The sequence below is a fragment of the Streptomyces sp. ID05-39B genome, assembly GCF_033794725.1.
Taxonomy (GTDB): Bacteria; Actinomycetota; Actinomycetes; order Streptomycetales; family Streptomycetaceae; genus Streptomyces; species Streptomyces bobili.
The window spans coordinates 1-20,974 of sequence record NZ_JARGEF010000045.1 but is presented as its reverse complement, the minus strand read 5'-3'; the positions used below and the strand labels follow the sequence as shown (position 1 = coordinate 20,974).

Sequence of the window (20,974 nt, the reverse complement as noted above, 5' to 3'; positions counted from 1 at the left end):
CGGCTCACTCGAAGCCGTACCGCCGTGCCGACTCCTCCTCCTGGGCCAGCCGGTGCAGGGCCTGGAGCATCGGCTCGACCAGGATCGTGCCCAGCACCGCCGTCTCGACCCGCTCCGCCTCCGTCTCCCGCGTCTCCACGAAGTCCAGGTCGAGGACGGCCGCACGGTGCATCAACCGGCCGTAGGACATGAGGAGTTCGGCGTCCCAGTCGAAGTCGAGCCGGCGCATCGCGGCCACCGCCACCACCAGCGAGCGGAAGGCGGGGGAGATGCTGGTGAGCAGCCCGGCGTTCCGCCAGCCCAGAGCCCGCAGGAGTTCGCTCGCCTCGTGCTGGGCGGCCTGGAGGTGTTCGTCGTCCGTGTCCGGCTCGGGAACGTGCGGCAGTGCCCAGAGGGCGGCGCCGAGGCGGACCGTACGGCCCAGGGAGTCGTCGTCGACGTGCCCCAGGACTTCTCGCACCGTGGCCACCGGCAACCGGCCGACCTGGATCATCGCCCGTACCAGCCGCAGTCGGCGCAGATGCTCCTCGTCGTACTCGGCGGTCGTGGCGTTGACCTGGCGGCCGGGCTGCAGGAGTCCCTCGCGCAGGTAGTACTTGATCGTCGCGGTGGACACTCCGCTGTGCTTGCTCAGTTCGGCCAGTCGCATCCCTTGCGGCCCTCCTTGGTCAGCGGGACTATCCAAGCATGCGCGGCCTCGAGAGCGCCGCTGACCGACCGATGACCGACGAGGGGAAGCACATGTCCGGGAAGTCCGCCGCCAGCCGCACCACCGCCGACGCCCACGGTGACGTGGTCGTCCTGCTCATCGGGATGCGCGTCAACCACTTCTGGGCGGTGCACCAGTGGCTGCCGGTCATGCTCGCGATGCTCCGCATGCTCGCCGAACTGAAGAAGGACCCGGGCCGCGGGCTGCTCAGCCGCGTGCTGCTGACGGCCTCGCCGAGGACGTACTACGTCGTCCAGTACTGGGAGTCCGCGGAGAAGCTGTACGCCTACGCGAGCGCGCCGGACGCCTTCCATCACGCGGTGTGGGCCCGTCTCAACCGCATGGAGCGGGACGGCAAGGTACGCGGCCACGTGGGCATCTGGCACGAGACGTACGTCGTGCCGGAGGGGCGGTACGAGGCGATCTACGGCGACATGCCGGCGTTCGGGCTCGCGGCGGCGCACGGCTCGGTGCCGTTGGGGGAGCGGGGGCGGTCCGCGAAGGACCGGCTGGCCTGGCGCGCCCCGGCGTCGTAGGGAACCGGATCCGGGGGACAGAGCGTGCCGCGGCGTTGAGGCCCGCCCTGTTCCCTGGCTTGTGTCCCTTGTTCTCTGTCTTCGGCTTGCGTCAGCCGGTGCGGCGCAACGCCTCCGACAGGCGGCCCGCGGCGTCGATGACCGCCTGCGCGTGCATGCGTCCGGGGTGCCGGCTGAGGCGCTCGATGGGCCCCGAGACCGAGACGGCGGCCACCACGCGGTTCGACGGACCGCGCACCGGCGCGGAGACGGACGCGACGCCCGGCTCGCGCTCGCCGATCGACTGGGCCCAGCCTCGGCGCCGTACGCCCGACAGGGCAGTCGCCGTGAAGCGGGCGCCCTGGAGGCCGCGGTGGAGGCGCTCGGGCTCCTCCCAGGCCATCAGGATCTGCGCCGAGGAGCCCGCCTTCATCGTGAGCGTCGAGCCGACCGGGACCGTGTCCCGCAGGCCCGACAGGCGCTCCGCCGCGGCGACGCAGATGCGCATGTCGCCCTGGCGGCGGTAGAGCTGGGCGCTCTCGCCCGTGATGTCACGGAGGTGGGTGAGCACCGGACCGGCCGTCGCGAGGAGGCGGTCCTCGCCCGCGGCCGCGGCCAGTTCGGCGAGGCGGGGGCCGAGAATGAAACGGCCCTGCATGTCTCGCGCCACCATACGGTGGTGTTCCAGAGCCACGGCCAGCCGGTGGGCCGTGGGTCGTGCGAGTCCGGTGGCAGCGACCAAGCCTGCGAGGGTGGCCGGACCGGACTCCAGGGCGCTCAGGACAAGGGCTGCCTTGTCCAGAACGCCTACGCCGCTACTGTTGTCCATGAAACGATATTCTCGTCTCACTCTGTGAAACGCAAGTTCAATTTTCCGTGAGACGCGCAACCCTTGGATACACAGCGGCCCGAGGACCAACGGGCCTGGCGGCGGGTGCCCGGCAAGCAGGGGCGCCCGGTGAGCCGGAGGGGCGCGTTGCCGCCCCCACAAGATCTCTAGTTGGGCCGGCGCGGTTTGCCGGTCGGAGGGAAAGCGATGGGTAGGACACTCGCGGAGAAGGTCTGGGACGACCACGTCGTCCGGCGCGCCGAGGGCGAGCCCGACCTCCTCTTCATCGATCTGCACCTGCTGCACGAGGTGACCAGCCCGCAGGCCTTCGACGGCCTCCGCAAGGGCGGCCGACAGGTGCGCCGCCGCGACCTCACCATCGCCACCGAGGACCACAACACCCCGACCCTCGACATCGACAAGCCGATCGCCGACCCGGTCTCGCGCATCCAGCTGGAGACGCTGCGCAGGAACTGCGCCGAGTTCGGCGTCCGGCTGCACCCGCTGGGCGACGTCGAGCAGGGCGTCGTGCACGTCGTCGGTCCGCAGCTCGGACTGACCCAGCCCGGCATGACCGTCGTCTGCGGCGACTCCCACACCTCCACGCACGGCGCCTTCGGCGGCCTGGCCTTCGGCATCGGCACCTCGCAGGTCGAGCATGTGCTGGCCACCCAGACGCTGCCGATGGCCCGCCCGAAGACCATGGCGATCACCGTCGACGGCGAACTGCCCGACGGCGTCACCGCCAAGGACCTGATCCTGGCGATCATCGCGCGGATCGGCACCGGCGGCGGCCAGGGCTACGTCCTGGAGTACCGCGGCTCCGCCATCGAGAAGCTCTCGATGGAGGCCCGGATGACCATCTGCAACATGTCGATCGAGGCCGGCGCCCGCGCGGGCATGATCGCCCCCGACGAGACCACCTTCGAGTACCTCAAGGGCCGCCCGCACGCGCCCGAGGGCGAGGACTGGGACGCCGCCGTCGCGTACTGGAAGACGCTGAAGACGGACGAGGACGCCGAGTTCGACGCCGAGGTCGTCATCAAGGCCGGTGAGCTGTCGCCGTTCGTCACCTGGGGCACCAACCCGGGGCAGGGCGCACCGCTTTCGGCAACCGTCCCCGACCCGGCTTCGTACGAAGACGCTTCGGAGCGCCACGCCGCCGAAAAGGCCCTGGAATACATGGGGTTGGAGGCCGGACAGCCGCTGCGCTCCATCAAGGTGGACACCGTCTTCGTAGGTTCCTGCACCAACGGGCGGATCGAGGACCTGCGCGCCGCCGCCGAACTCGTGAAGGGCCGCAAAGTCGCCGACGGCGTACGGATGCTGGTCGTCCCCGGCTCCGCGCGGGTGGGTCTGCAGGCCGTCTCCGAGGGTCTGGACGTCGTCTTCAAGGAGGCCGGCGCCGAATGGCGGCACGCGGGCTGCTCGATGTGTCTGGGCATGAACCCCGACCAGCTGGCGCCGGGTGAGCGCTCCGCGTCCACCTCCAACCGCAACTTCGAGGGCCGGCAGGGCAAGGGCGGTCGTACGCACCTGGTGTCCCCGCAGGTCGCGGCCTCCACGGCCGTCCTGGGCCACCTGGCCTCCCCGGCCGATCTGTCCGACGCCGAGACCCGTACGCCCGCTGGAGTCTGATCAGTCATGGAAGCATTCACCACGCACACCGGCCGGGCCGTCCCGCTGCGCCGATCCAACGTCGACACCGACCAGATCATCCCTGCTCACTGGCTCAAGAAGGTCACGCGGGACGGGTTCGAGGACGGGCTGTTCGAGGCCTGGCGCAAGGACGGGTCGTTCATCCTCAACCAGCCCGAGCGGAGGGGCGCGACCGTCCTGGTGGCCGGCCCCGACTTCGGCACCGGCTCCTCCCGCGAGCACGCCGTCTGGGCACTGCAGAACTTCGGCTTCAAGACCGTGATCTCCTCCCGGTTCGCCGACATCTTCCGCGGCAACTCGCTGAAGAACGGCCTGCTCACGGTCCTGCTGGAGCAGAAGATCGTGGACGCGCTGTGGGAGCTGACCGAGCAGGACCCCACCGCCGAGATCACGGTCGACCTCGAGCGGCGCGAGGTGCGCGCCGAGGGCATCACCGCCGCCTTCGAACTCGACGAGAACGCCCGCTGGCGGCTGCTGAACGGGCTGGACGACATCTCCATCACGCTCCAGAACGAGCCCGACATCGCCGCGTACGAGGCCAAGCGGCCGTCGTACAAGCCGAGGACGCTCCAGACCTGATCCGGATCTGGTCGGACCCGGCCCGGCCTGGCCGGGACCCGGACCCTGGCCCGGATCCTGCCTCGCGGCCGGCCGAAGTCGACCGGCTCTGGTCGAATTCCAGCCACCGATAGCCCCCTCCGTACCCCCGATCGGCCCGATCGGGGGTACGGCCATGTCTGCACCCGTTCGGCCCCGCCGATCTTCGCCGTATCTCCCAACTTCCCACGTTACGGCGGTGGTTGCCGGGGTACGCGCCTATCGAGGCCAGGACGTCCCGAGGTGCCAGGAACCCCCTGTGAGGCGCCAGTTGCCCCCTGGGCGGGCGACAACTCGCCCCAGATGGCACAATCTGTGCATGGAACACGACGGCCAACTCGAGCTCTATACGGCGGTCGCGAACCAGCTCAAGGAAGCGCACGCAAGAGTGCGCGCACTGCAAGTCCCGGAGGGCGTACGGATGGCGCTGACCCGGAAGCTGCTGGTCATTACGGCCGCGGCCAAGCACGATCTCGCCGACGCGACAAGGCGGCTGGAGCGGTTCATGGCGGACCTCGACGCGGGACGCGTCCCCGAAGAGGAGCGTTGATCGCTTCCGGAGCAGCCGAGTTCGTTGCGGCACAAGGGTGATTAGCCCGTTTCGTGTTTGATTTGCGGTATATATCTGCCTAACGTGCGAAAACGCTTGAACACTTTCGTTCTGGCAATGTCTCCGAAGGGGAAGACGTGAACAAGGCGCAGCTCGTAGAAGCGATTGCCGACAAGGTGGGCGGCAGGCAGCAGGCCGCCGACGCGGTCGACGCGGTCCTGGACGCCATCGTCCGCGCGACCGTCGCCGGGGACAGGGTCTCGGTCACCGGCTTCGGTTCGTTCGAGAAGGTCGACCGTCCGGCCCGCTACGCCCGCAACCCCCAGACGGGCGAGCGGGTTCGGGTCAAGAAGACGTCCGTGCCGCGCTTCCGCGCGGGCCAGGGCTTCAAGGACCTGGTGAGCGGCTCGAAGAAGCTCCCGCGCGGCGGCGAGGTCGCCGTCAAGAAGGCGCCCAAGGGCAGCCTGACCGGCGGCGCCTCCGCCACGGTCAAGAAGGCCGCGGCGAAGAAGGCCGCCCCGGCCAAGCGCGCGACGGCCGCCGCGAAGAAGACGACGGCCGCGGCGAAGAAGACGACGGCCGCGGCGAAGAAGACCACGGGCGCCGCGAAGAAGACCACGGGCGCCGCGAAGAAGTCGACCGCCAAGACGGCGACGCCGGCCGCCAAGAAGACCACGGCCAAGACGGCCACGGCCCAGAAGACGGCCGCCAAGAAGGCCCCGGCGAAGAAGGCGACGGCCAAGAAGGCCCCCGCCAAGAAGTCGAGCGCCCGCAAGACCACCGCGAAGAAGACCACCGCTCGCTGAGGCGCAAGCGTTCAACGGCACTCACGCGCCGGGCCGGACTCCCTCTCGGAGTCCGGCCCGCGGCGTTCTGCCGCACTCCGGCCAGCTCGGAAGCCTCAAACGGTCCGGAGTCAGAAGGTCTGGAGGGTGACGAGAGTGACGCGCCGGGAGTCACCCTCGCCCTCGGTCTCGATCCGCACCCGCTGTCCCGGGCGCAGCAGCCTCAGCCCGCCCGCGTCGAACGCCGAGGCGTCGAAGGGCACCGGGGTGCCGTCGTCCAGCAGCACCTGTCCGCTGCGGGTGCCGGCGTCGTACGTGTATGCGGTGGCCTGCATGACCGGCAGCCTACTGCCCCGGAATGAGCAGGCGCGCGGCCGCGGCGGCCGTTCGTGGCCCCACCCCGAGCGCCAGGGCCACCCGCAGGTCCTCACCGGTGTCCACGTCCTGCCGTACGGAAGTCACGGCCGCCGGCCGGAGTTCCATGGCGCCGGAGGCTCGGTGCCGGGCGCGGGAATCGGTGCCGAATGCGGGAAGCAATTCACGGCCGGGGGCCACCGCGAGCAGAGTTGTACCGATTGCGGCCGCATCGGGGAGAAAAGCCCGCGGGAATTCCGCGGCGGCATCCAGGACGCGGGCCAATTCCGGCGGACGCAGTGCGGGCAGATCCGCGTTGAGTGCGGCCACCGCACTGTCGGGAAGCGTGGCGCGTACCGCGGCCGCCGCGTGTGCCAGGGCGGCGTTCAGACCCGCGCGCGGGTCGTCGGGGACGATGCGCGCGCCGAGCGCCGCGAGTTCGCGCCCGGCCAGTTCGTCATTGGTGACCACGGCCACATCACGCACCGCGGCACAGGCCAGCGCGGCCGCCACGGTGTCCACGGCGAAGGCCAGGGCGAGGCCAGGACGCAGCGCGTCGGCGGCGGTGTCCGCGAGTCTGCTCTTGGCCAGTGCCAAGGGCTTCAGGGGGATGACCAAGCTCCACTGCACCGGCGTACCGTCTCTCTCTCGTCGCGGACATTGTCCCCCGGTCCCTCCGGCGCCACCTCGGTCGGGGCGTACGGTGTTCTCGACAGACCGGCGGCCCGGGGCGACACTTGTCCGGCCCCCGGCCCAAAGGAAGTCAGGGAACTGAGGGAAGTCCTAGAGGAAGGTGTTCGCGTGCCCCGCCGCAGAATCGGCTTCTGGTACCGCTTCGCAGCGGTGCTCTGCAAACCGCCGCTGGTGATTCTGATCAAGCGGGACTGGCGTGGGACGGAGCACATTCCTGACGAGGGCGGGTTTATCACCGCGGTGAACCACAATTCGCACCTCGATCCCTTCGCATACGCGCACTACCAGTACAACACCGGGCGGGTTCCGCGATTCCTGGCGAAGAGCGGGCTCTTCGGGAAGGGGTTCGTCGGAGCCGCGATGCGCGGCACCGGACAGATCCCCGTCTACCGCGAGTCCACGGACGCGCTCAGCGCCTTCCGGGCCGCGATCGAGGCGGTGGAGCGCGGCGAATGCGTCGCCTTCTACCCCGAGGGCACCCTGACCCGTGACCCCGACGGCTGGCCGATGACCGCCAAGACCGGGGCCGCGCGCGTCGCCCTGCAGACCAAGTGCCCGGTGATCCCGGTCGCGCAGTGGGGCGTCAACGAACTACTGCCGCCCTACGCCAGGAAGCCCGACCTGCTTCCGCGCAAGACCCACCACGTCCTGGCGGGCCCGCCCGTGGACCTCTCCCCGTTCTACGACCGGGAGATGACTCCCGAGCTGCTCAAGGAGGCGACGGACGTCATCATGGCCGCCGTCACCCGGCAGCTGGAGGAGATCCGCGGCGAGCGGGCGCCCGACAGGCCCTACGACCCGCGCCGTGAGCGCAATGAGCAGCGGCGCCGGACGCAGGCGCAGACCAGTCACGGCAGGTCCCAGGCGCGGACCGGCCACAAGGGGGAGAACAGCAAGTGAGCAAGCCCGTCAAGGCCGCCGTCTTCGGCACCGGTTCCTGGGGTACGGCCTTCGGCACGGTGCTCGCCGACGCGGGCTGCGAGGTGACGCTGTGGGCACGCCGCGCCCAGCTCGCCGACACCGTCAACTCCACGCGGAGCAACCCGGACTATCTCCCCGGCGTCGAACTCCCGGAGAACCTCCGGGCCACCGCGGACCCCGCCGAAGCCGCCCGCGACGCCGACTTCACCGTCCTCGCCATCCCCTCGCAGACCCTGCGCGACAACCTCGCCGCCTGGCGCCCGCTGCTCGCCCCGGGCACCGTCCTCGTCTCGCTGATGAAGGGCGTCGAACTCGGTACGACCATGCGCATGAGCGAGGTGATCGAGGACGTCGCCGAGGTGGGCCGGGACCGCATCGCCGTGGTCACCGGGCCCAACCTCGCCAAGGAGATCGCCTCTCGCAGGCCGGCCGCGGCCGTGGTCGCCTGCACCGACGACAGCGTCGCCCAGCGGCTCCAGGCGGCCTGTCACACGCCGTACTTCCGCCCGTACACCAACACCGACGTCGTCGGCTGCGAACTCGGCGGCGCGGTCAAGAACGTCATCGGGCTCGCCGTCGGCATCGCGGACGGCATGGGCCTCGGCGACAACGCCAAGGGCTCGCTCATCACGCGCGGACTCGCCGAGACGACCCGGCTGGGCCTCGCGATGGGCGCCGACCCGCTGACCTTCTCCGGACTCGCGGGCCTCGGCGACCTGGTGGCGACCTGCTCCTCGCCGCTCTCCCGCAACCACACCTTCGGCACCAACCTCGGCAAGGGCATGACCCTCCAGGAGACCATCGCGGTCACCAGGCAGACCGCCGAGGGCGTCAAGTCCTGTGAGTCCGTGCTGGATCTGGCCCGTCGGCACGGCGTCGACATGCCCATCACGGAAACCGTCGTCGGGATCGTCCACGAGGGCAAGCCGCCGATGGTCGCCCTCAAGGAGCTGATGTCGCGCAGCGCGAAGCCGGAACGACGCTGAGCGACCCCCTGAGTCGACGCTGTATCCACGCCCTACCACCGGGTACCCTCATGCCGATATGAGCACCGAGAACCTTCCCCAGAGCCCTGAGCAGCCGTCTCGTAAGCCGCGCGTGGCCGTCGTGTTCGGCGGACGCAGCTCCGAGCACGGGATCTCCATGGTCACCGCCGGCGCCGTCCTCACGGCGATCGACCGGACGAAGTACGAGGTCCTGCCGATCGGTATCACGCGGGAAGGCCGTTGGGTGCTCACCGCCGACGAGCCGGAGCGGATGGCGATCACCGAGCGCCGTACGCCCAGCGTCGAGGAACTCGCCGACTCGCAGGAGGGTGCCGTGGTGCTCTCCGTCGACCCCGCGAACCGCGAAGTCGTCTACAGCGAGCCCGGATCGGTGCCCAAGGCCCTCGGTGACGTCGACGTCGTCTTCCCGGTCCTGCACGGCCCCTACGGCGAGGACGGCACCCTTCAAGGACTGCTGGAGCTGTCCGGTGTGCCCTACGTGGGCTCGGGCGTGCTCGCCTCGGCCGTGGGCCAGGACAAGGAGTACATGAAGCGGGTGTTCACCTCCTTCGGGCTCAGGGTCGGCCCGTACGTGGTGATCCGGCCGCGCGAGTGGGAGCGGGAGGAGTCCGCCGCCCGCAAGAAGATCGTCGACTTCGCCGGTGAGCACGGCTGGCCGCTGTTCGTGAAGCCCGCGCGCGCGGGTTCCTCGATCGGCATCACCAAGGTCGACGACCCGTCCGGGCTGGACGAGGCCATCGCCGAGGCCCAGCGCCATGACCCGAAGATCCTCGTCGAGGCGGCGCTGCGCGGCCGCGAGATCGAGTGCGGCGTCCTGGAGTTCGAGGACGGCCCGCGCGCCTCCGTACCGGCCGAGATCCCGCCGCCGGACGCGCACGCGTACTACGACTTCGAGGCCAAGTACATCGACTCGACCCCCGGCCTGGTCCCGGCGCCGCTGACGCCGGAGGAGACCGCGGACGTCCAGCGGCTCGCGGTGGACGCCTTCGAGGCCGCCTCCTGCGAGGGACTGGTCCGGGCGGACTTCTTCCTCACCGAGGACGGCGAGTTCGTCATCAACGAGATCAACACGATGCCGGGCTTCACGCCGATCTCGATGTACCCGGCGATGTGGCAGGCGAGCGGCGTCGGCTACGCGGAGCTGGTGGACAGGCTGATCCAGGCGGCTCTGAGCAGGTCCACGGGACTGCGCTAGGGCGTGTTTCGAAAGTAGCGTCGTCTGCCCGAAGGGCAGGCCGGGCGGCGTCTGGTGCGTGCGATCGCAAGGCGGAGGGTCGTCCCGATACTGGTTGTATCGGGATGATCCCGACAACGCGGCGAGCGTGCGTGCCAGGCGTCGCCCGGCAGGCGGGACTTTCGAAACACGCCCTAGGGGCCTGAACTGTCAGACGGGCCCTGGGCCCTCAGTCGGCGATCCCCTCGGGGATCGCCTTCTTGACGGCGGCGGCCAGGTCGATCAGCGCACCCGAGGTGTCCCGACCCTTGGGCACCGTGACCTCGACATAGGCGAGGCGACTCGCGGTCGTGAACCGGTACGCCCCGTCGTCCTCCTTCTCCATCAGCCAGTCGACCCCGTTCACCCCACCGGCCACCGCGTCCGGGTCCCCGCCCTCGGCCACCTTGGGATCGATCATCTTCGGCGGTCGCTCGACCCCGCAGCGCAGTATGATCGCCGGGTTCCCCCAGCCCGCTGTCAGCGCGGACGCGGGCGAGGGATCCCGGCGGTGCTGGTCGTCCACCGCGGACGGCAGCGTTCTGTCCAGGTTCCGGCACAGCTCGGTGACGGTCGCCGAGGGGCTGGGAACCGCCGCCGACACGTCACCGTCTGCTGAGGAACAGCCCACCGCAGCCAGCAGGAGGGCGAGCGGGGGCAGGACGACCGGCCGGGGACGGAAAGCGTTCACCGGCCAAGGGTAGACGGGGGCTACAGATGCACCACCGGGCAGGTCAGGGTGCGGGTGATCCCGTCCACCTGCTGGACCTTGGCGACCACCATGCGACCGAGGTCGTCGACCGTGTCGGCCTGGGCCCGCACGATCACGTCGTAGGGACCTGTGACGTCCTCGGCCTGGACGATCCCAGGGATCTTGCTGATCGTCTCGGCGACGGTCGACGCCTTGCCGACCTCCGTCTGGATCAGGATGTACGCCTGTACCACGGAACCTCCAGGGCGGCCACGAGGATCATGTGGGGAAAAGGAACGCCACGGTATCGCGTCGCCGCTCGCCGCGGGGAGACCTGCGCGGACCGCGGCTCGCGCGCCGGGGTGCGGGCACGACCGAAGTTGACGGATGTCTCGACCGTATCGAGGACACTGGTGACGCGCGACCGGGCACGGACAGGGACAGAAGGGGAGCTGGGGCGATGAAGGGCACTGTTGGTGAGCTCGGGGAGTTCGGGCTCATCAGGGAGCTCACCTCCCGTCTCACCACCACATCGGCGGTCCGGGTCGGACCCGGTGACGACGCCGCGGTGGTGGCCGCGCCCGACCGCCGGGTCGTGGCGAGCACCGACATCCTGCTGGAGGGCCGGCACTTCCGCCGGGACTGGTCCACCGCCTACGACGTCGGCCGCAAGGCCGCCGCCCAGAACCTCGCCGACATCGCCGCGATGGGAGCCGTGCCGACCGCACTGCTCCTCGGCCTCGTGGTGCCCGGCGAACTGCCGGTCACCTGGCCCACCGAGCTGATGGACGGCCTGCGCGACGAGTGCCAGGTCGCCGGTGCCTCGGTGGTCGGCGGCGATGTCGTACGCGGCGACACGATCATGGTGTCGATCACCGCGCTCGGCGATCTGCGCAACCAGGAGCCGGTCACCCGGTCCGGCGCCCAGCCCGGCGACCTCGTGGCGGTCACCGGCTGGCTGGGCTGGTCCGCCGCCGGGTACGCGGTCCTCTCCCGCGGATTCCGCTCCCCCCGCGCCTTCGTCGAGGCCCACCGCCGTCCCGAACCGCCCTACCACGCGGGTCCCGCCGCGGCCGCCCTGGGCGCGACCTCGATGTGCGACGTGAGCGACGGACTGATCGCCGACCTGGGTCACATCGCGGAGGCCAGCAAGGTCCGCATCGACATCCGCTCCGGCGCCATCGACGTGCCCTCCCAGATGAACGACATCGGGCAGGCCGTCGGCGTCGACCCCATCCAGTGGGTGCTGACCGGCGGCGAGGACCACGCGATCGTGGCGACCTTCCCGCCGGACGTGAAGCTCCCGGCCCGCTGGAAGGTGATCGGCGAGGTCCTCAACCCCTCCGCGCTGCCCCAGGTGACGGTCGACGGGGCTCCCTGGACCAGCAAGGGCGGCTGGGACCACTTCGGGGACATGGAGTCGTGATACCCCCGAGGGTCCTGACGGTGGCCGGCTCCGACTCCGGCGGCGGCGCCGGCATCCAGGCCGACCTCAAGACGATGCTCGCGCTCGGCACCCACGGCATGAGCGTGGTCACCGCCGTCACCGCGCAGAACTCCCTCGGCGTCCAAGGCGTCTGGGAGCTGCCCGTGGAGGCGGTGCGCGCCCAGTACCGCAGCGTCGTCGACGACATCGGCGTCCGGGCCGTGAAGACCGGGATGCTGTCCTGCGCCGAACTCGTCGAAGCGGTGGCCGAGTTGATCGCCGACACCGACGCGCCGGTGGTGGTCGACCCGGTCGGCGTCTCCAAGCACGGCGACCCGCTGCTGGCCGCCTCGGCCCTCGACTCCGTCCGCACCAGGCTGCTGCCCGCCGCCACCGTCGCCACGCCCAACCTCGACGAGGTGGCCCAGCTGACCGGCGTACGCGTCGAGTCGGAGCGTGATCTCAGGCAGGCCGCGGCGGCTGTCCTGGCGTACGGGCCGCGCTGGGTGCTGATCAAGGGCGGGCATCTGCCCGGCGACGCCGTCGACCTGCTCACCGACGGCTCGCAGGAGCACTGGCTGCGCGCGCCCCGGCACGACAACCGGCACACCCACGGCACGGGCTGCACCCTCGCCTCGGCGATCGCGGCGCAGCTCGCGAAGGGGCAGACCGTGCCGGAGGCGGTGGCGGCGGCCAAGGAGTACGTCACCGGGGCGATCGCGGCGGGCTTCGCCCTCGGCGGCGGGATCGGGCCGGTGGATCACGGCTGGCGGCTCGGACGGGCGAGGGGCCTCACGCCACCGGATGCTCCGGGAGCGTGATGTCCGTCGCGGGGCCCGCTCGGTGGCCCGCAGAGGCCGTCAGACGGTCGGCGGGCATGGCAGAAAGCCGGCCCACCAATGGTGGACCGGCTTTGTGCAGCAACCAGCAGTGGCCGCGCGCGATGGAGGTCCCCCCGTCTCGAGCGAAGCCGAGAGGTGGGGGATATGCGTCAGCGCGAGACCTTGCCGGCCTTGATGCACGAGGTGCAAGCGTTCACGCGCTTCGGCGTCCCACCGACTACGGTACGCACGCGCTGGATGTTCGGGTTCCAGCGACGGGGCGTACGACGGTGGGAGTGCGAGATGCTATTGCCGAAGCCCGGCCCCTTGCCGCAGACGTCGCAGTTGGCAGCCACCGGTCACTCCAAAGACTTCAGATGCACTTACGGTTGATCCCGGCATGCCGGGATCAAGATCGTGGGATCGAAGACCTGAGTGGCGCTGCCAGGGGGATGGCCCGATGGGATCGGGCAACCGGAGCAGCATACAACGGCTGCGCCAGTACAACGAAACTACCATGGCTGGTCAGGGCCCGGCCCCGGCCCTTCCACCGGCAAAACCCCGCCCACCGTCTACGCTGCGTCCCAGTCCAGCAGCTCAGGGAGGCGCAGGTGCCGCAGGTACCGCAGACATTCTTCGATGCTCTCGCGGTGCGCACCTGGTGTGGTCTCGCGCTCCGGGCGCTGGGACGCGCGCGTGAGGAGATCGACGCGATCAACGTGTACCCGGTCGCCGACGGGGACACCGGAACCAACCTCTACCTGACCATGGAGTCCGCGGTGACCGCCGTCGAGGCGGTGTTCACCGGCCACGCGGCCGGCTCCGGGCCGGACGGCACCCCCTCTCTCGCCGATGCCGCGCGCGCGATGGCGCACGGCGCGCTCATCGGCGCGCGCGGGAACTCCGGGACGATCCTGGCGCAGCTGCTGCGCGGCATGGCCCAGGTGCTCGCCGAGGGCGAGGGCCCTCGTACCGACGCGGAGGGGCTGCGCCTGGCGCTGCGGCACGCGGCCGACTCCGCCCGCCGGGCCGTGGCCCACCCGGTCGAGGGCACGGTCCTGTCGGTCGCCTCGGCCGCCGCCGACGCGGCTGAGGGGGCCGAGGGGAACTGCGGGACGGTCGCCAGGGCGGCCTACCGGGGCGCGTGCACGGCACTCGCCGCGACGCCGGACCAGCTTGCCGTCCTGGCGCGTGCCGGGGTGGTGGACGCGGGCGGGCGGGGTCTGGTGGCGGTGCTCGCGGCGCTGGTGGAGACGTTCACGGGAGAGATACCGGTTGCCGAGGGGGGCGGCCGTGCTTTCGTGGGCGGCTCCTCGCCCGCGGGCGGGCCCGCCGCGAGCGAGGAGCCGTGTGCCGATGACGGCCACGGGAGCGGCGGGCCCGCCTTCGAGGTGATCTACCTGCTGGAGGCCGAGGACGCCGCCGTCGACCGGCTGCGCCGGCGGCTCGACGGGCTGGGCGACTCCCTCGTCGTGGTCGGCGGGGACGGGCTGTGGAACGTGCATGTGCACGTGGACGACGCCGGCGCCGCCGTGGAGGCGGGCGTCGAGGCCGGCCGGCCGTACCGCATCCGCATCACGCACTTCGGCGCCGACGACGTGCACGCGCGCGGAGGCGAGCGCGCACCGCGCGAACGTGTCCAGCGGGCGGTCGTCGCCGTCGTACCCGGCGAGGGGCTGGCCGGTCTGTACACCGAGGCCGGCGCGACCGCCGTGCTCGCCCGCCCCGGGGAGCCGCCCGCCAGCGGGGAACTGGTCCAGGCCGTACGGCGGGCCCACGCGCGTGAGGTCGTCCTGCTGCCCAACGACGCCGACCTGCGGCACACCGCTGCCGCGGCGGCCGAGCAGGCCCGCGCGGAGGGCATCCGGGTGGCCCTGATCCCGACGCGTTCCGCGGTCCAGGGGATCGCCGCGCTCGCCGTGCACGAACCGGACCGCCGTTTCGACGAGGACGTCGTCTCGATGACCTCGGCGGCCGGCGCCACCCGCTACGCCGAGGTCGCCGTCGCCGAACGCCAGTCGTGGACGATGGCCGGCATCTGCCAGGCCGGTGACATCCTCGGCCTCATCGAGGGTGACGTGGCCGTCATCGGCGCCGACGTCACCGCCACCGCCGAGACCGTCCTGGACCGCATGCTGGCTGCCGGCGGCGAACTCGTCACCCTCGTCCTCGGCGACGAGGCTCCCGAAGGCGTCGCCGAGCGCCTGGAGGCGCGGGTGCGGGAGGCGTACCTCGCCGTCGACACGGTGGTCTACCACGGGGGACGACAGGGCGCGCTGCTGCTGATCGGGGTGGAGTGACGGCCGGCTCCGGACACGGTGACGGCCGGCCCCGGACCGGGTGACGGCCGGCCCCGGACGCGGTGATCGCCGACTGCCGCGCCACCCCGGCACCGCTACCGCTGCTCCGTCGCCGCTTCCTCCGCCGCCTGAAGCAGCTGCTCCGCCTCCGCCCGGCGCGCCCGTACGGTCGTCTCCTCGTCCCCGCCCTCGAAGTCCGGGTCGCTCCCCGCGTCCGCGTACGCCCTGAGCACCGCACGCGCGCGTGCCGCTGCCCGCGAGGGACGCCCCAGGTCGGCCTCCAGCCAGCCCGCGGCCAGCTCGGCGCCGGTGCGCGGCGCCAGGGCGGCGTCCCCGAGGGAGACGAACACCGCGACCGCCTGCGACATCTGGGACAGCGCCTCTTCCATGGCGGCACGGATCGAGTCGTCGTCGGCGTCCTCGGCGGCCGAGCGGGCCAGGAGGTCACCGAACTGGCGGTGCGTGTGGCCGAGTTCGAGGACCAGCCGCAGCCGGGTCTCCTCGTCGTCCGCCGTCTCCAGCGCGTCGGCGCACTCCCCGACGGCGCCCGCCATCAGCTCCCGCGCCGCGTCGATGCCCTGCTCCGTGCCGTCGTGCCCGCCGTTCTCCGGGCCGTCCTTCGTGCGCAACGCCAGCCACGCGCGCGCCCGCAAGGACCGCACCAGCCCGTGCACGTTGCCCAGGGAGCGCCACAGATCGCCCGCGCGCGCGTACGCCCGGTCCGCCTCGGCGTGCAGCCCCGCCTGGCCGAGGGACTCGGCGGCCAGGTGCGCCAGCGTCGCGTGGTCGTGCTGCTCGGGCCAGTGCCGGGCGGTCTCGGCGGCCTGCAACCGGCGTTCTGCGGCGTCCCGGTGCTCGCCCAGCTCGCTCAGACAGTCGCCGAGCCACCACTGCGTCTGGACGAGAGCCCCGTCGCCGTGCGTCTCGGCGGACAGGTCCGTGAGCGCCGACTCCAGCACCTCCGCGGCCTCGGCCCACCGGCCCTGACGCACCAGGAACCCGCCCAGCTGGTGCCGCGCCCACGCGCCGAACGCAGGGCCCTCGCCCGCCTCGTCGGCCCAGTGCGCCGCCTCCAGGGCGTGCTCGGCGGCCTCGCCCGCCTCCCCCCGGCCCCCGACGACCTCGGCGAGCTGGAGGTGGAGCTGGGCCCGCCCGACCGGCTCGAGGAACCGGCCACCGTGCTCCAGGGCCGCCCGCAGAGCCCGCTCCGCCTCCGCCATGTCGCCCAGGTGGTGCGCCAGTCCGGCCAGCTTGGCCTCGTACTCCACGGCGAACCAGGGCAGCCCCGCCCCGACGAACTCCGCCGCGGCCAGCGCGAACAGCTCCGCACCGGCCTGCGCGTCACCCGCGCGCGTGGTCAGCTCCGCCAGCATCGCGTGCCCCTCGGCGACCCGCGCGACGAGCCGTACGTCGTCCCCGGCCCGCCCCTCGACGAGCGCGAGCAGCTCCCGTACGGCCCGCTCGGCCTCCGTCAGTGCCCGCTCGGCGACCGGGCCCTCGGCCTCGTGGACGCGCCGCATCAGGATCCGTGCCCGGCCCATGAGGACCCCGGCCGCCTGCCGCACCTCGGTGCCGCCCTCGGCGTACAGCGCGAGAACCCGGTCGTACGGCTCGGCCACCGCGGCGAGCGCCTCGTCGATGTCCCCGTCCAGCGCGCGGACGTACGCCCCACGCGCGCGTGCCGCCAGAGCCTCACCGGGGTCGCCCGCCTCCGCGTACAGCCCGGCCGCCTGCTCGAACGTTTCGGCACCCTCCGGGCCCAGCCCCATCGCCCGGTGGTCGGCGATCTCCGCCCGGTCACGCGCCGCCAGTTCGGCCCCCTCGGCGGCCACCGCGACCGCCGCCCACGCCTCCACGGCATGCGGCTGCAACGTGTCCGACAGCCGCCGCGCCTCGGCGAGCAGCGCGGCCAGATCCGGCGCATCCGACCCCTGTGCGGCCGTCGGGGGAGCCGGGGGAGCGACCGCGGGGGCCGGCGGCCGTACCGCGCGCACGCCCAGCGGCAGCCGCTCCACCAGCGGCTCCTGCGCCATACGCGCGCGTGCCCGCTCACTGATGTGCGAGGTGCCGTTGCGCTCGTCGAACCGCGCGGCCAGCGCCAGCGCCTCCCCGCGCGCGTGGACGGCCAGCTCGGCCGCCGTCCACTCCCGCCCGGCCGGACCGGGCACCTGCTGCCCGCCCAGGCCCAGCGCGGACAGCCGCTCCATGAGCAGCACGACCACACTCAGGAAGTCCAGCCTGCTGCGCGGCTGGCCCTTGTCCGTGAAGTACGCCGGGCGCTCCGCGAGCAGTTCGAGGCCCCGCGCCTCGTTGCCGGTCAGCGCGCAGAACTCCACATGGTCGGCGTACGCGCCCCGCATGCTCTCCATCGCCCGCACCAGCCGGAAGCCGCGCAGGTGATGCGCGCGCGCCTCCTCCGGGCGGCCCAGCCGCAGCAGCGGCACCAGGGACGAGGCGAGCGCGGCGTGCGGCTCGTGCGCGCACGTGTACGCGCCCTCCAGGACGGGCGCCCACAACTCCAGGGCCTCGGCGTCCCGGCCCTGCTCCGCACGCCACCAGCCCTGCCCCTGCAACTCGCACGCGTGGCAGTCGGCCATGCTGTCGCGGTCCGCGGCCAGCCAGGCGGCGAACGCCCGCTCGGCGCGCTCCTCGTCCCCGACATGCGCGGCCACACTGAACTCGGCGCCGCGCACCGCCCGCTCGGAGTGCCCGGCCAGCCGGTAGCGGTGCTCCATCTCGCCGAGCCACTTCTCCACCGACGCCAGCGGCACGTGCGGCTGGTCGAGCATGCCGGCCGACATCCACTTGAAGACCCAGTGCAGCGAGTGCGTCTCGTGCGCGTCGAAGTCCTCCGGCCGCTCGTCCCACATGCGCAGCAGACGCGCGAACGGGACGAACATCCGGTCCTTCTCGGAGCTGTAGTTGTAGACCTTCAGCTGATGCCCGAGCGCCTCGATCACGGCGAGCGGGATGTTCAGCTTCTCGGCCTGCGCCAGCAGCAGTTCCGCGCGCGCGTTGCGGGCCGGCCCCTCCGGCTGCTCGCCGTTCTCCGCCATCGCCCGGCGCAGGGAGTCGAAGTCCGTGATCGCGGTCATCGCCGGCCGTCCTCCTCAGGTGTGGCTTCCCCGTGCGTGGCCCACTCCAGCAGGCCGATGAACGCCCGGTTCAGGAGCGCGGAGTCCGCCGGCCGCAGGGGGCGCTGCGCCATCAGCAGCGCCTGCCCGTACAGGGACTCCGTGGCGGTGCCGATCAGCTCGGCGTCCCGCAGGGAACTGATCCGTCGGATCAGCGGGTTGAGATGGTTGAGCACCAGACGCGCGCGCGGGGCGCTGCCGCGCAGCGATCCCAGGATGCCCGCCCACAGTTCGTCGGCCTGCGACTCGACGTCGGCCCGCGCCTGCTCGTGCCGGGCCGCTCGGTCGTCCAGATGCAGCGCGGGCACCGACAGCGGGTGGAAGGCGCGCAGGACGACGTCACAGCCCAGCGGGTCGAGCTTCGCCCGAGCCGCCGCCAGGAAACCCGAAAGGGCCAGCTCCTCCGCCGCGTCAACGGCGTCCAGGTGCGCGGTCACGGTGTCCGCGTCCAACTCGGCGACCACCGTCCCCGGCCGCACCGACGGCAGGGCCTCGACCAACTCGCTGTCGTACGTGTAACCACCGTTGATCACGCCGACGCCCTGCGCGGACGCGATCGGCGCGACCTGCCGGTACTCCTCCACGGTCCGCGTGAAGTGCACCACCGGATGACGCTGCGCGAACTCCTCCAGCGACAGCCGCCCGTCGGTCGTCTCGAACGGCAGCCACGGCAGCATCGTCCGCAGCATCTCCTTGTCGTGCCGCGCCAGGGACTTCACGCCCAGGTGATGCACGGCCAGGAACGCCGCAAGCCGCTCCGGATCCCCGGCGGCCAGCCCCGTCAGCCATGCCCGGATCCGCTCACCCAGCGCCTCCCGCACGGCCGCCAGCGTCTCGTCCTCGTACAGCGACTCGCGCGAGGCCGTGGGCCGCAGGCTGTCGGTGTCCAGGACACAGCGCACGAAGAACGCCCAGTCGGGCAGCAGCTGTTCGGCCCGATCGGTGAGCAGCATGCCCTTCAGATGCACGCGGTGACCCGCCCGCTGCGCCGGACTCACCGCGGCCGGCAGCACGTACGCCACGCCACGGATCCCCGCCAGCGGAACGTTCAGCTCCACCGAGTCCAACGGCGTGAAGCCGAACAGCTCGTGACAGTGCCGGGCCAGCGCCACCCGCCGGTTCGCGGGAGAGGCGTACGGCCGGTCCCAGGGCGCCGGCAGATCGGTGACCGGCTCCTCGCCGACCTTGACGTCATAGGGCAGCAGCGAGCCGAAGTCGCGCGCCAGTTGCAGGACCCGCCGCTCGGTGAGCCACTCCCCGGCCCCCGCCCGCGCCACCAGATGCACGGTCGTGCCCGGCTCGGGACGCTCCTCGTGGGGCAGCGTCCGCACGGTGTACGAACCGTCGTCGCGGGCCGTCCACTCCACCGGCGGCGCGCCGGGCGTACGGGAACTGCGACTGACCACGCGGATGCGCTCGGCGACGACGAAGCAGGCCAGCAGCCCGATGCCGAACTGCCCGAGGAAGTCGGAGCGGGCCTCCTGGAGTCCGTCCGCCCGTTTGGAACTGCGTCCGATGGTGGCCAGCAGGGTGTGCAGGTCGGACTCGGTGAGCCCGACCCCGGAGTCCTCCACCCGCAGCTCCCCGCCGGAGGCGGACAGCCGCACCCGCGCGGGTGCGCCGGGCTCCTCCGCCCGCCGGGCGGTGATGGCGTCCACGGCGTTCTGGAGCAGCTCGCGCAGATAGACCCGGGGACTGGAGTAGAGGTGATGGGACAGGAGGTCCACCAGGCCACGCAGGTCGACCTGGAACGTGTGAGGTGACGATGAGGCCTGGGATGACGGTGAGGTCTGGGAGTCCATCGCTGCTGCGCCGCGGCTTGGGGGAGGGTCGACGGCGCGGGGTCGGGCGGTCCCGGTGGGGCGGTGACCGCGGGGGATGGCCGGAGCGCGTCATCCTAGAGCCGGAACGAGCCGCCTGACCAGGGGTTTCGGGACACGTATACGGCAATGTCAGTGCGGTGGTGTGCAATGGATCTCGTGCCCGCGCTCGAAGAACCGCTCAAAAAGGTGCTCGGCCCACCGACCGCGAAGGTGATGGCCGAGCATCTCGGCCTGCACACCGTCGGCGACCTGCTGCACCACTACCCGCGCAGATACGAGGAGCGCGGCCAGCTCACGCACCTCGCCGACCTCCCGATGGACGAGCACGTCACCGTGGTCGCCCAGGTCGCCGACGCCCGCCTGCACACCTTCGCCTCGTCCAAAGCCCCCCGCGGCAAGGGCCAGCGCCTGGAGGTCACCATCACGGACGGCAGCGGCCGCCTCCAGCTGGTCTTCTTCGGCAACGGCGTGCACAAGCCCCACAAGGAACTCCTGCCGGGCACCCGCGCGATGTTCTCCGGCAAGGTGTCCCTCTTCAACCGCCGCCTCCAACTGGCCCATCCGGCGTACGAACTGCTGCGCAGCGACACCGACGAGACCGTCGAGACCTGGGCCGGCGCCCTCATCCCGATCTACCCTGCGACCGCCAAACTCGAGTCCTGGAAGATCGGCAAGGCGATCCAGACGGTCCTGCCCAGCGCCCAGGAAGCCGTCGACCCGCTCCCGGACTCCCTGCGCGAGGGCCGCGGCCTGGTCCCGCTGCCCGAGGCCCTCCTCAAGATCCACCGCCCGCACACCAAGGCCGACATCGAGGACGCCCGCGCACGCCTGAAGTGGGACGAGGCGTTCGTCCTCCAGGGGCGAGGCCGCGTACCCCACCTTCTGCATCGCCCGTTTGGTGAACTCGTCGGTGTTGACGATGATCTCCGCGCCACGCGGCACATCAC

General features: G+C 71.9%; 21 protein-coding genes. 12 read left to right on the top strand and 9 right to left on the bottom strand.

Annotated elements, in window-relative coordinates; translation table 11 throughout:
- Positions 1-4 precede the first annotated feature (4 nt).
- Positions 5-649 carry a MerR family transcriptional regulator gene (locus tag P1P75_RS13020; protein ID WP_319254786.1) on the bottom strand — a complete coding sequence of 215 codons (645 nt, stop codon included), beginning with the start codon at positions 647-649 and terminating at the stop codon, positions 5-7.
- Positions 650-741: 92 nt separating this feature from the next.
- Between P1P75_RS13020 and P1P75_RS13015 the strand changes: the two genes are divergently transcribed.
- Positions 742-1,245, top strand: coding sequence for a DUF4188 domain-containing protein (locus P1P75_RS13015; RefSeq protein ID WP_319254784.1), 504 nt, complete (start codon positions 742-744; stop codon positions 1,243-1,245).
- 91 nt (positions 1,246-1,336) lie between these two features.
- Here the strand turns inward: P1P75_RS13015 and ndgR are convergent, their stop codons facing one another.
- Positions 1,337-2,053: an IclR family transcriptional regulator NdgR gene (ndgR, locus tag P1P75_RS13010; protein WP_081219617.1), complete on the bottom strand. Its 717-nt coding sequence runs from the start codon at positions 2,051-2,053 to the stop codon at positions 1,337-1,339.
- A gap of 207 nt (positions 2,054-2,260) precedes the next feature.
- Between ndgR and leuC the strand changes: the two genes are divergently transcribed.
- The 4 genes from leuC (at position 2,261) to P1P75_RS12990 (ending at position 5,665) form a co-directional block, all read left to right on the top strand.
- Positions 2,261-3,691 (top strand): 3-isopropylmalate dehydratase large subunit, encoded by a 1,431-nt coding sequence (gene leuC, locus P1P75_RS13005; protein WP_319254782.1) that lies wholly within the window; start codon positions 2,261-2,263, stop codon positions 3,689-3,691.
- A gap of 6 nt (positions 3,692-3,697) precedes the next feature.
- Complete coding sequence (gene leuD, locus P1P75_RS13000) at positions 3,698-4,291, top strand: 3-isopropylmalate dehydratase small subunit (RefSeq protein ID WP_319254780.1); 594 nt, start codon at positions 3,698-3,700, stop codon at positions 4,289-4,291.
- 337 nt (positions 4,292-4,628) lie between these two features.
- Entirely contained in the window at positions 4,629-4,859 is a 231-nt protein-coding gene (locus tag P1P75_RS12995; RefSeq protein WP_086767364.1) for a hypothetical protein, read from the top strand.
- Between the two features lie 137 nt (positions 4,860-4,996).
- A complete protein-coding gene (locus P1P75_RS12990) occupies positions 4,997-5,665 on the top strand; it encodes an HU family DNA-binding protein (protein ID WP_319254778.1) in 669 nt (222 codons plus the stop codon).
- A gap of 110 nt (positions 5,666-5,775) precedes the next feature.
- On the opposite strand, the gene P1P75_RS12985 is transcribed toward P1P75_RS12990, so the two are convergent.
- Complete coding sequence (locus tag P1P75_RS12985) at positions 5,776-5,979, bottom strand: hypothetical protein (RefSeq protein ID WP_319254776.1); 204 nt, start codon at positions 5,977-5,979, stop codon at positions 5,776-5,778.
- A gap of 10 nt (positions 5,980-5,989) precedes the next feature.
- Positions 5,990-6,628 (bottom strand): 2-phospho-L-lactate guanylyltransferase, encoded by a 639-nt coding sequence (cofC, locus tag P1P75_RS12980; protein WP_319254774.1) that lies wholly within the window; start codon positions 6,626-6,628, stop codon positions 5,990-5,992.
- Positions 6,629-6,799: 171 nt separating this feature from the next.
- On the opposite strand from cofC, the gene P1P75_RS12975 reads away from it, so the two are divergent.
- Genes P1P75_RS12975 through P1P75_RS12965 form a run of 3 tightly spaced genes read left to right on the top strand, consistent with a single transcriptional unit; the run spans position 6,800 to position 9,814 of the window.
- Complete coding sequence (locus tag P1P75_RS12975; RefSeq protein WP_319254772.1) at positions 6,800-7,591, top strand: lysophospholipid acyltransferase family protein; 792 nt, start codon at positions 6,800-6,802, stop codon at positions 7,589-7,591.
- Positions 7,588-8,598: an NAD(P)H-dependent glycerol-3-phosphate dehydrogenase gene (locus tag P1P75_RS12970; RefSeq protein ID WP_319254770.1), complete on the top strand. Its 1,011-nt coding sequence runs from the start codon at positions 7,588-7,590 to the stop codon at positions 8,596-8,598. The genes P1P75_RS12975 and P1P75_RS12970 overlap by 4 nt, the downstream gene beginning before the upstream one ends.
- A 58-nt stretch (positions 8,599-8,656) precedes the next feature.
- A complete protein-coding gene (locus P1P75_RS12965; protein WP_319254768.1) occupies positions 8,657-9,814 on the top strand; it encodes a D-alanine--D-alanine ligase family protein in 1,158 nt (385 codons plus the stop codon).
- A gap of 208 nt (positions 9,815-10,022) precedes the next feature.
- On the opposite strand, the gene P1P75_RS12960 is transcribed toward P1P75_RS12965, so the two are convergent.
- The gene (locus P1P75_RS12960) at positions 10,023-10,523 is read right to left on the bottom strand and encodes a DUF3515 domain-containing protein (RefSeq protein ID WP_319254766.1); all 501 of its coding nucleotides are present in this window, start codon (positions 10,521-10,523) and stop codon (positions 10,023-10,025) included.
- Between the two features lie 20 nt (positions 10,524-10,543).
- Positions 10,544-10,777 carry an Lrp/AsnC family transcriptional regulator gene (locus P1P75_RS12955; protein WP_073491184.1) on the bottom strand — a complete coding sequence of 78 codons (234 nt, stop codon included), beginning with the start codon at positions 10,775-10,777 and terminating at the stop codon, positions 10,544-10,546.
- A gap of 206 nt (positions 10,778-10,983) precedes the next feature.
- Here P1P75_RS12955 and P1P75_RS12950 point away from each other — a divergent pair, with 206 nt between their 5' ends.
- A complete protein-coding gene (locus P1P75_RS12950; RefSeq protein WP_086767352.1) occupies positions 10,984-11,949 on the top strand; it encodes a thiamine-phosphate kinase in 966 nt (321 codons plus the stop codon).
- Positions 11,949-12,770: a bifunctional hydroxymethylpyrimidine kinase/phosphomethylpyrimidine kinase gene (gene thiD, locus P1P75_RS12945; RefSeq protein ID WP_319254812.1), complete on the top strand. Its 822-nt coding sequence runs from the start codon at positions 11,949-11,951 to the stop codon at positions 12,768-12,770. The genes P1P75_RS12950 and thiD overlap by 1 nt, the downstream gene beginning before the upstream one ends.
- Positions 12,771-12,940: 170 nt before the next feature.
- Here the strand turns inward: thiD and rpmB are convergent, their stop codons facing one another.
- Positions 12,941-13,126, bottom strand: coding sequence for a 50S ribosomal protein L28 (gene rpmB / locus P1P75_RS12940; protein ID WP_073491182.1), 186 nt, complete (start codon positions 13,124-13,126; stop codon positions 12,941-12,943).
- Between the two features lie 255 nt (positions 13,127-13,381).
- On the opposite strand from rpmB, the gene P1P75_RS12935 reads away from it, so the two are divergent.
- Entirely contained in the window at positions 13,382-15,070 is a 1,689-nt protein-coding gene (locus P1P75_RS12935; protein ID WP_319254764.1) for a DAK2 domain-containing protein, read from the top strand.
- Between the two features lie 95 nt (positions 15,071-15,165).
- On the opposite strand, the gene P1P75_RS12930 is transcribed toward P1P75_RS12935, so the two are convergent.
- Positions 15,166-18,165: a tetratricopeptide repeat protein gene (locus P1P75_RS12930; protein ID WP_319254761.1), complete on the bottom strand. Its 3,000-nt coding sequence runs from the start codon at positions 18,163-18,165 to the stop codon at positions 15,166-15,168.
- Complete coding sequence (locus tag P1P75_RS12925; protein WP_319254759.1) at positions 18,162-20,006, bottom strand: HSP90 family protein; 1,845 nt, start codon at positions 20,004-20,006, stop codon at positions 18,162-18,164. Before P1P75_RS12925 ends, P1P75_RS12930 begins: the two co-directional genes overlap by 4 nt.
- Positions 20,007-20,174: 168 nt before the next feature.
- Between P1P75_RS12925 and P1P75_RS12920 the strand changes: the two genes are divergently transcribed.
- On the top strand, positions 20,175-20,974 hold an 800-nt coding region (locus tag P1P75_RS12920; RefSeq protein WP_319254757.1), incomplete at its 3' end, for an OB-fold nucleic acid binding domain-containing protein.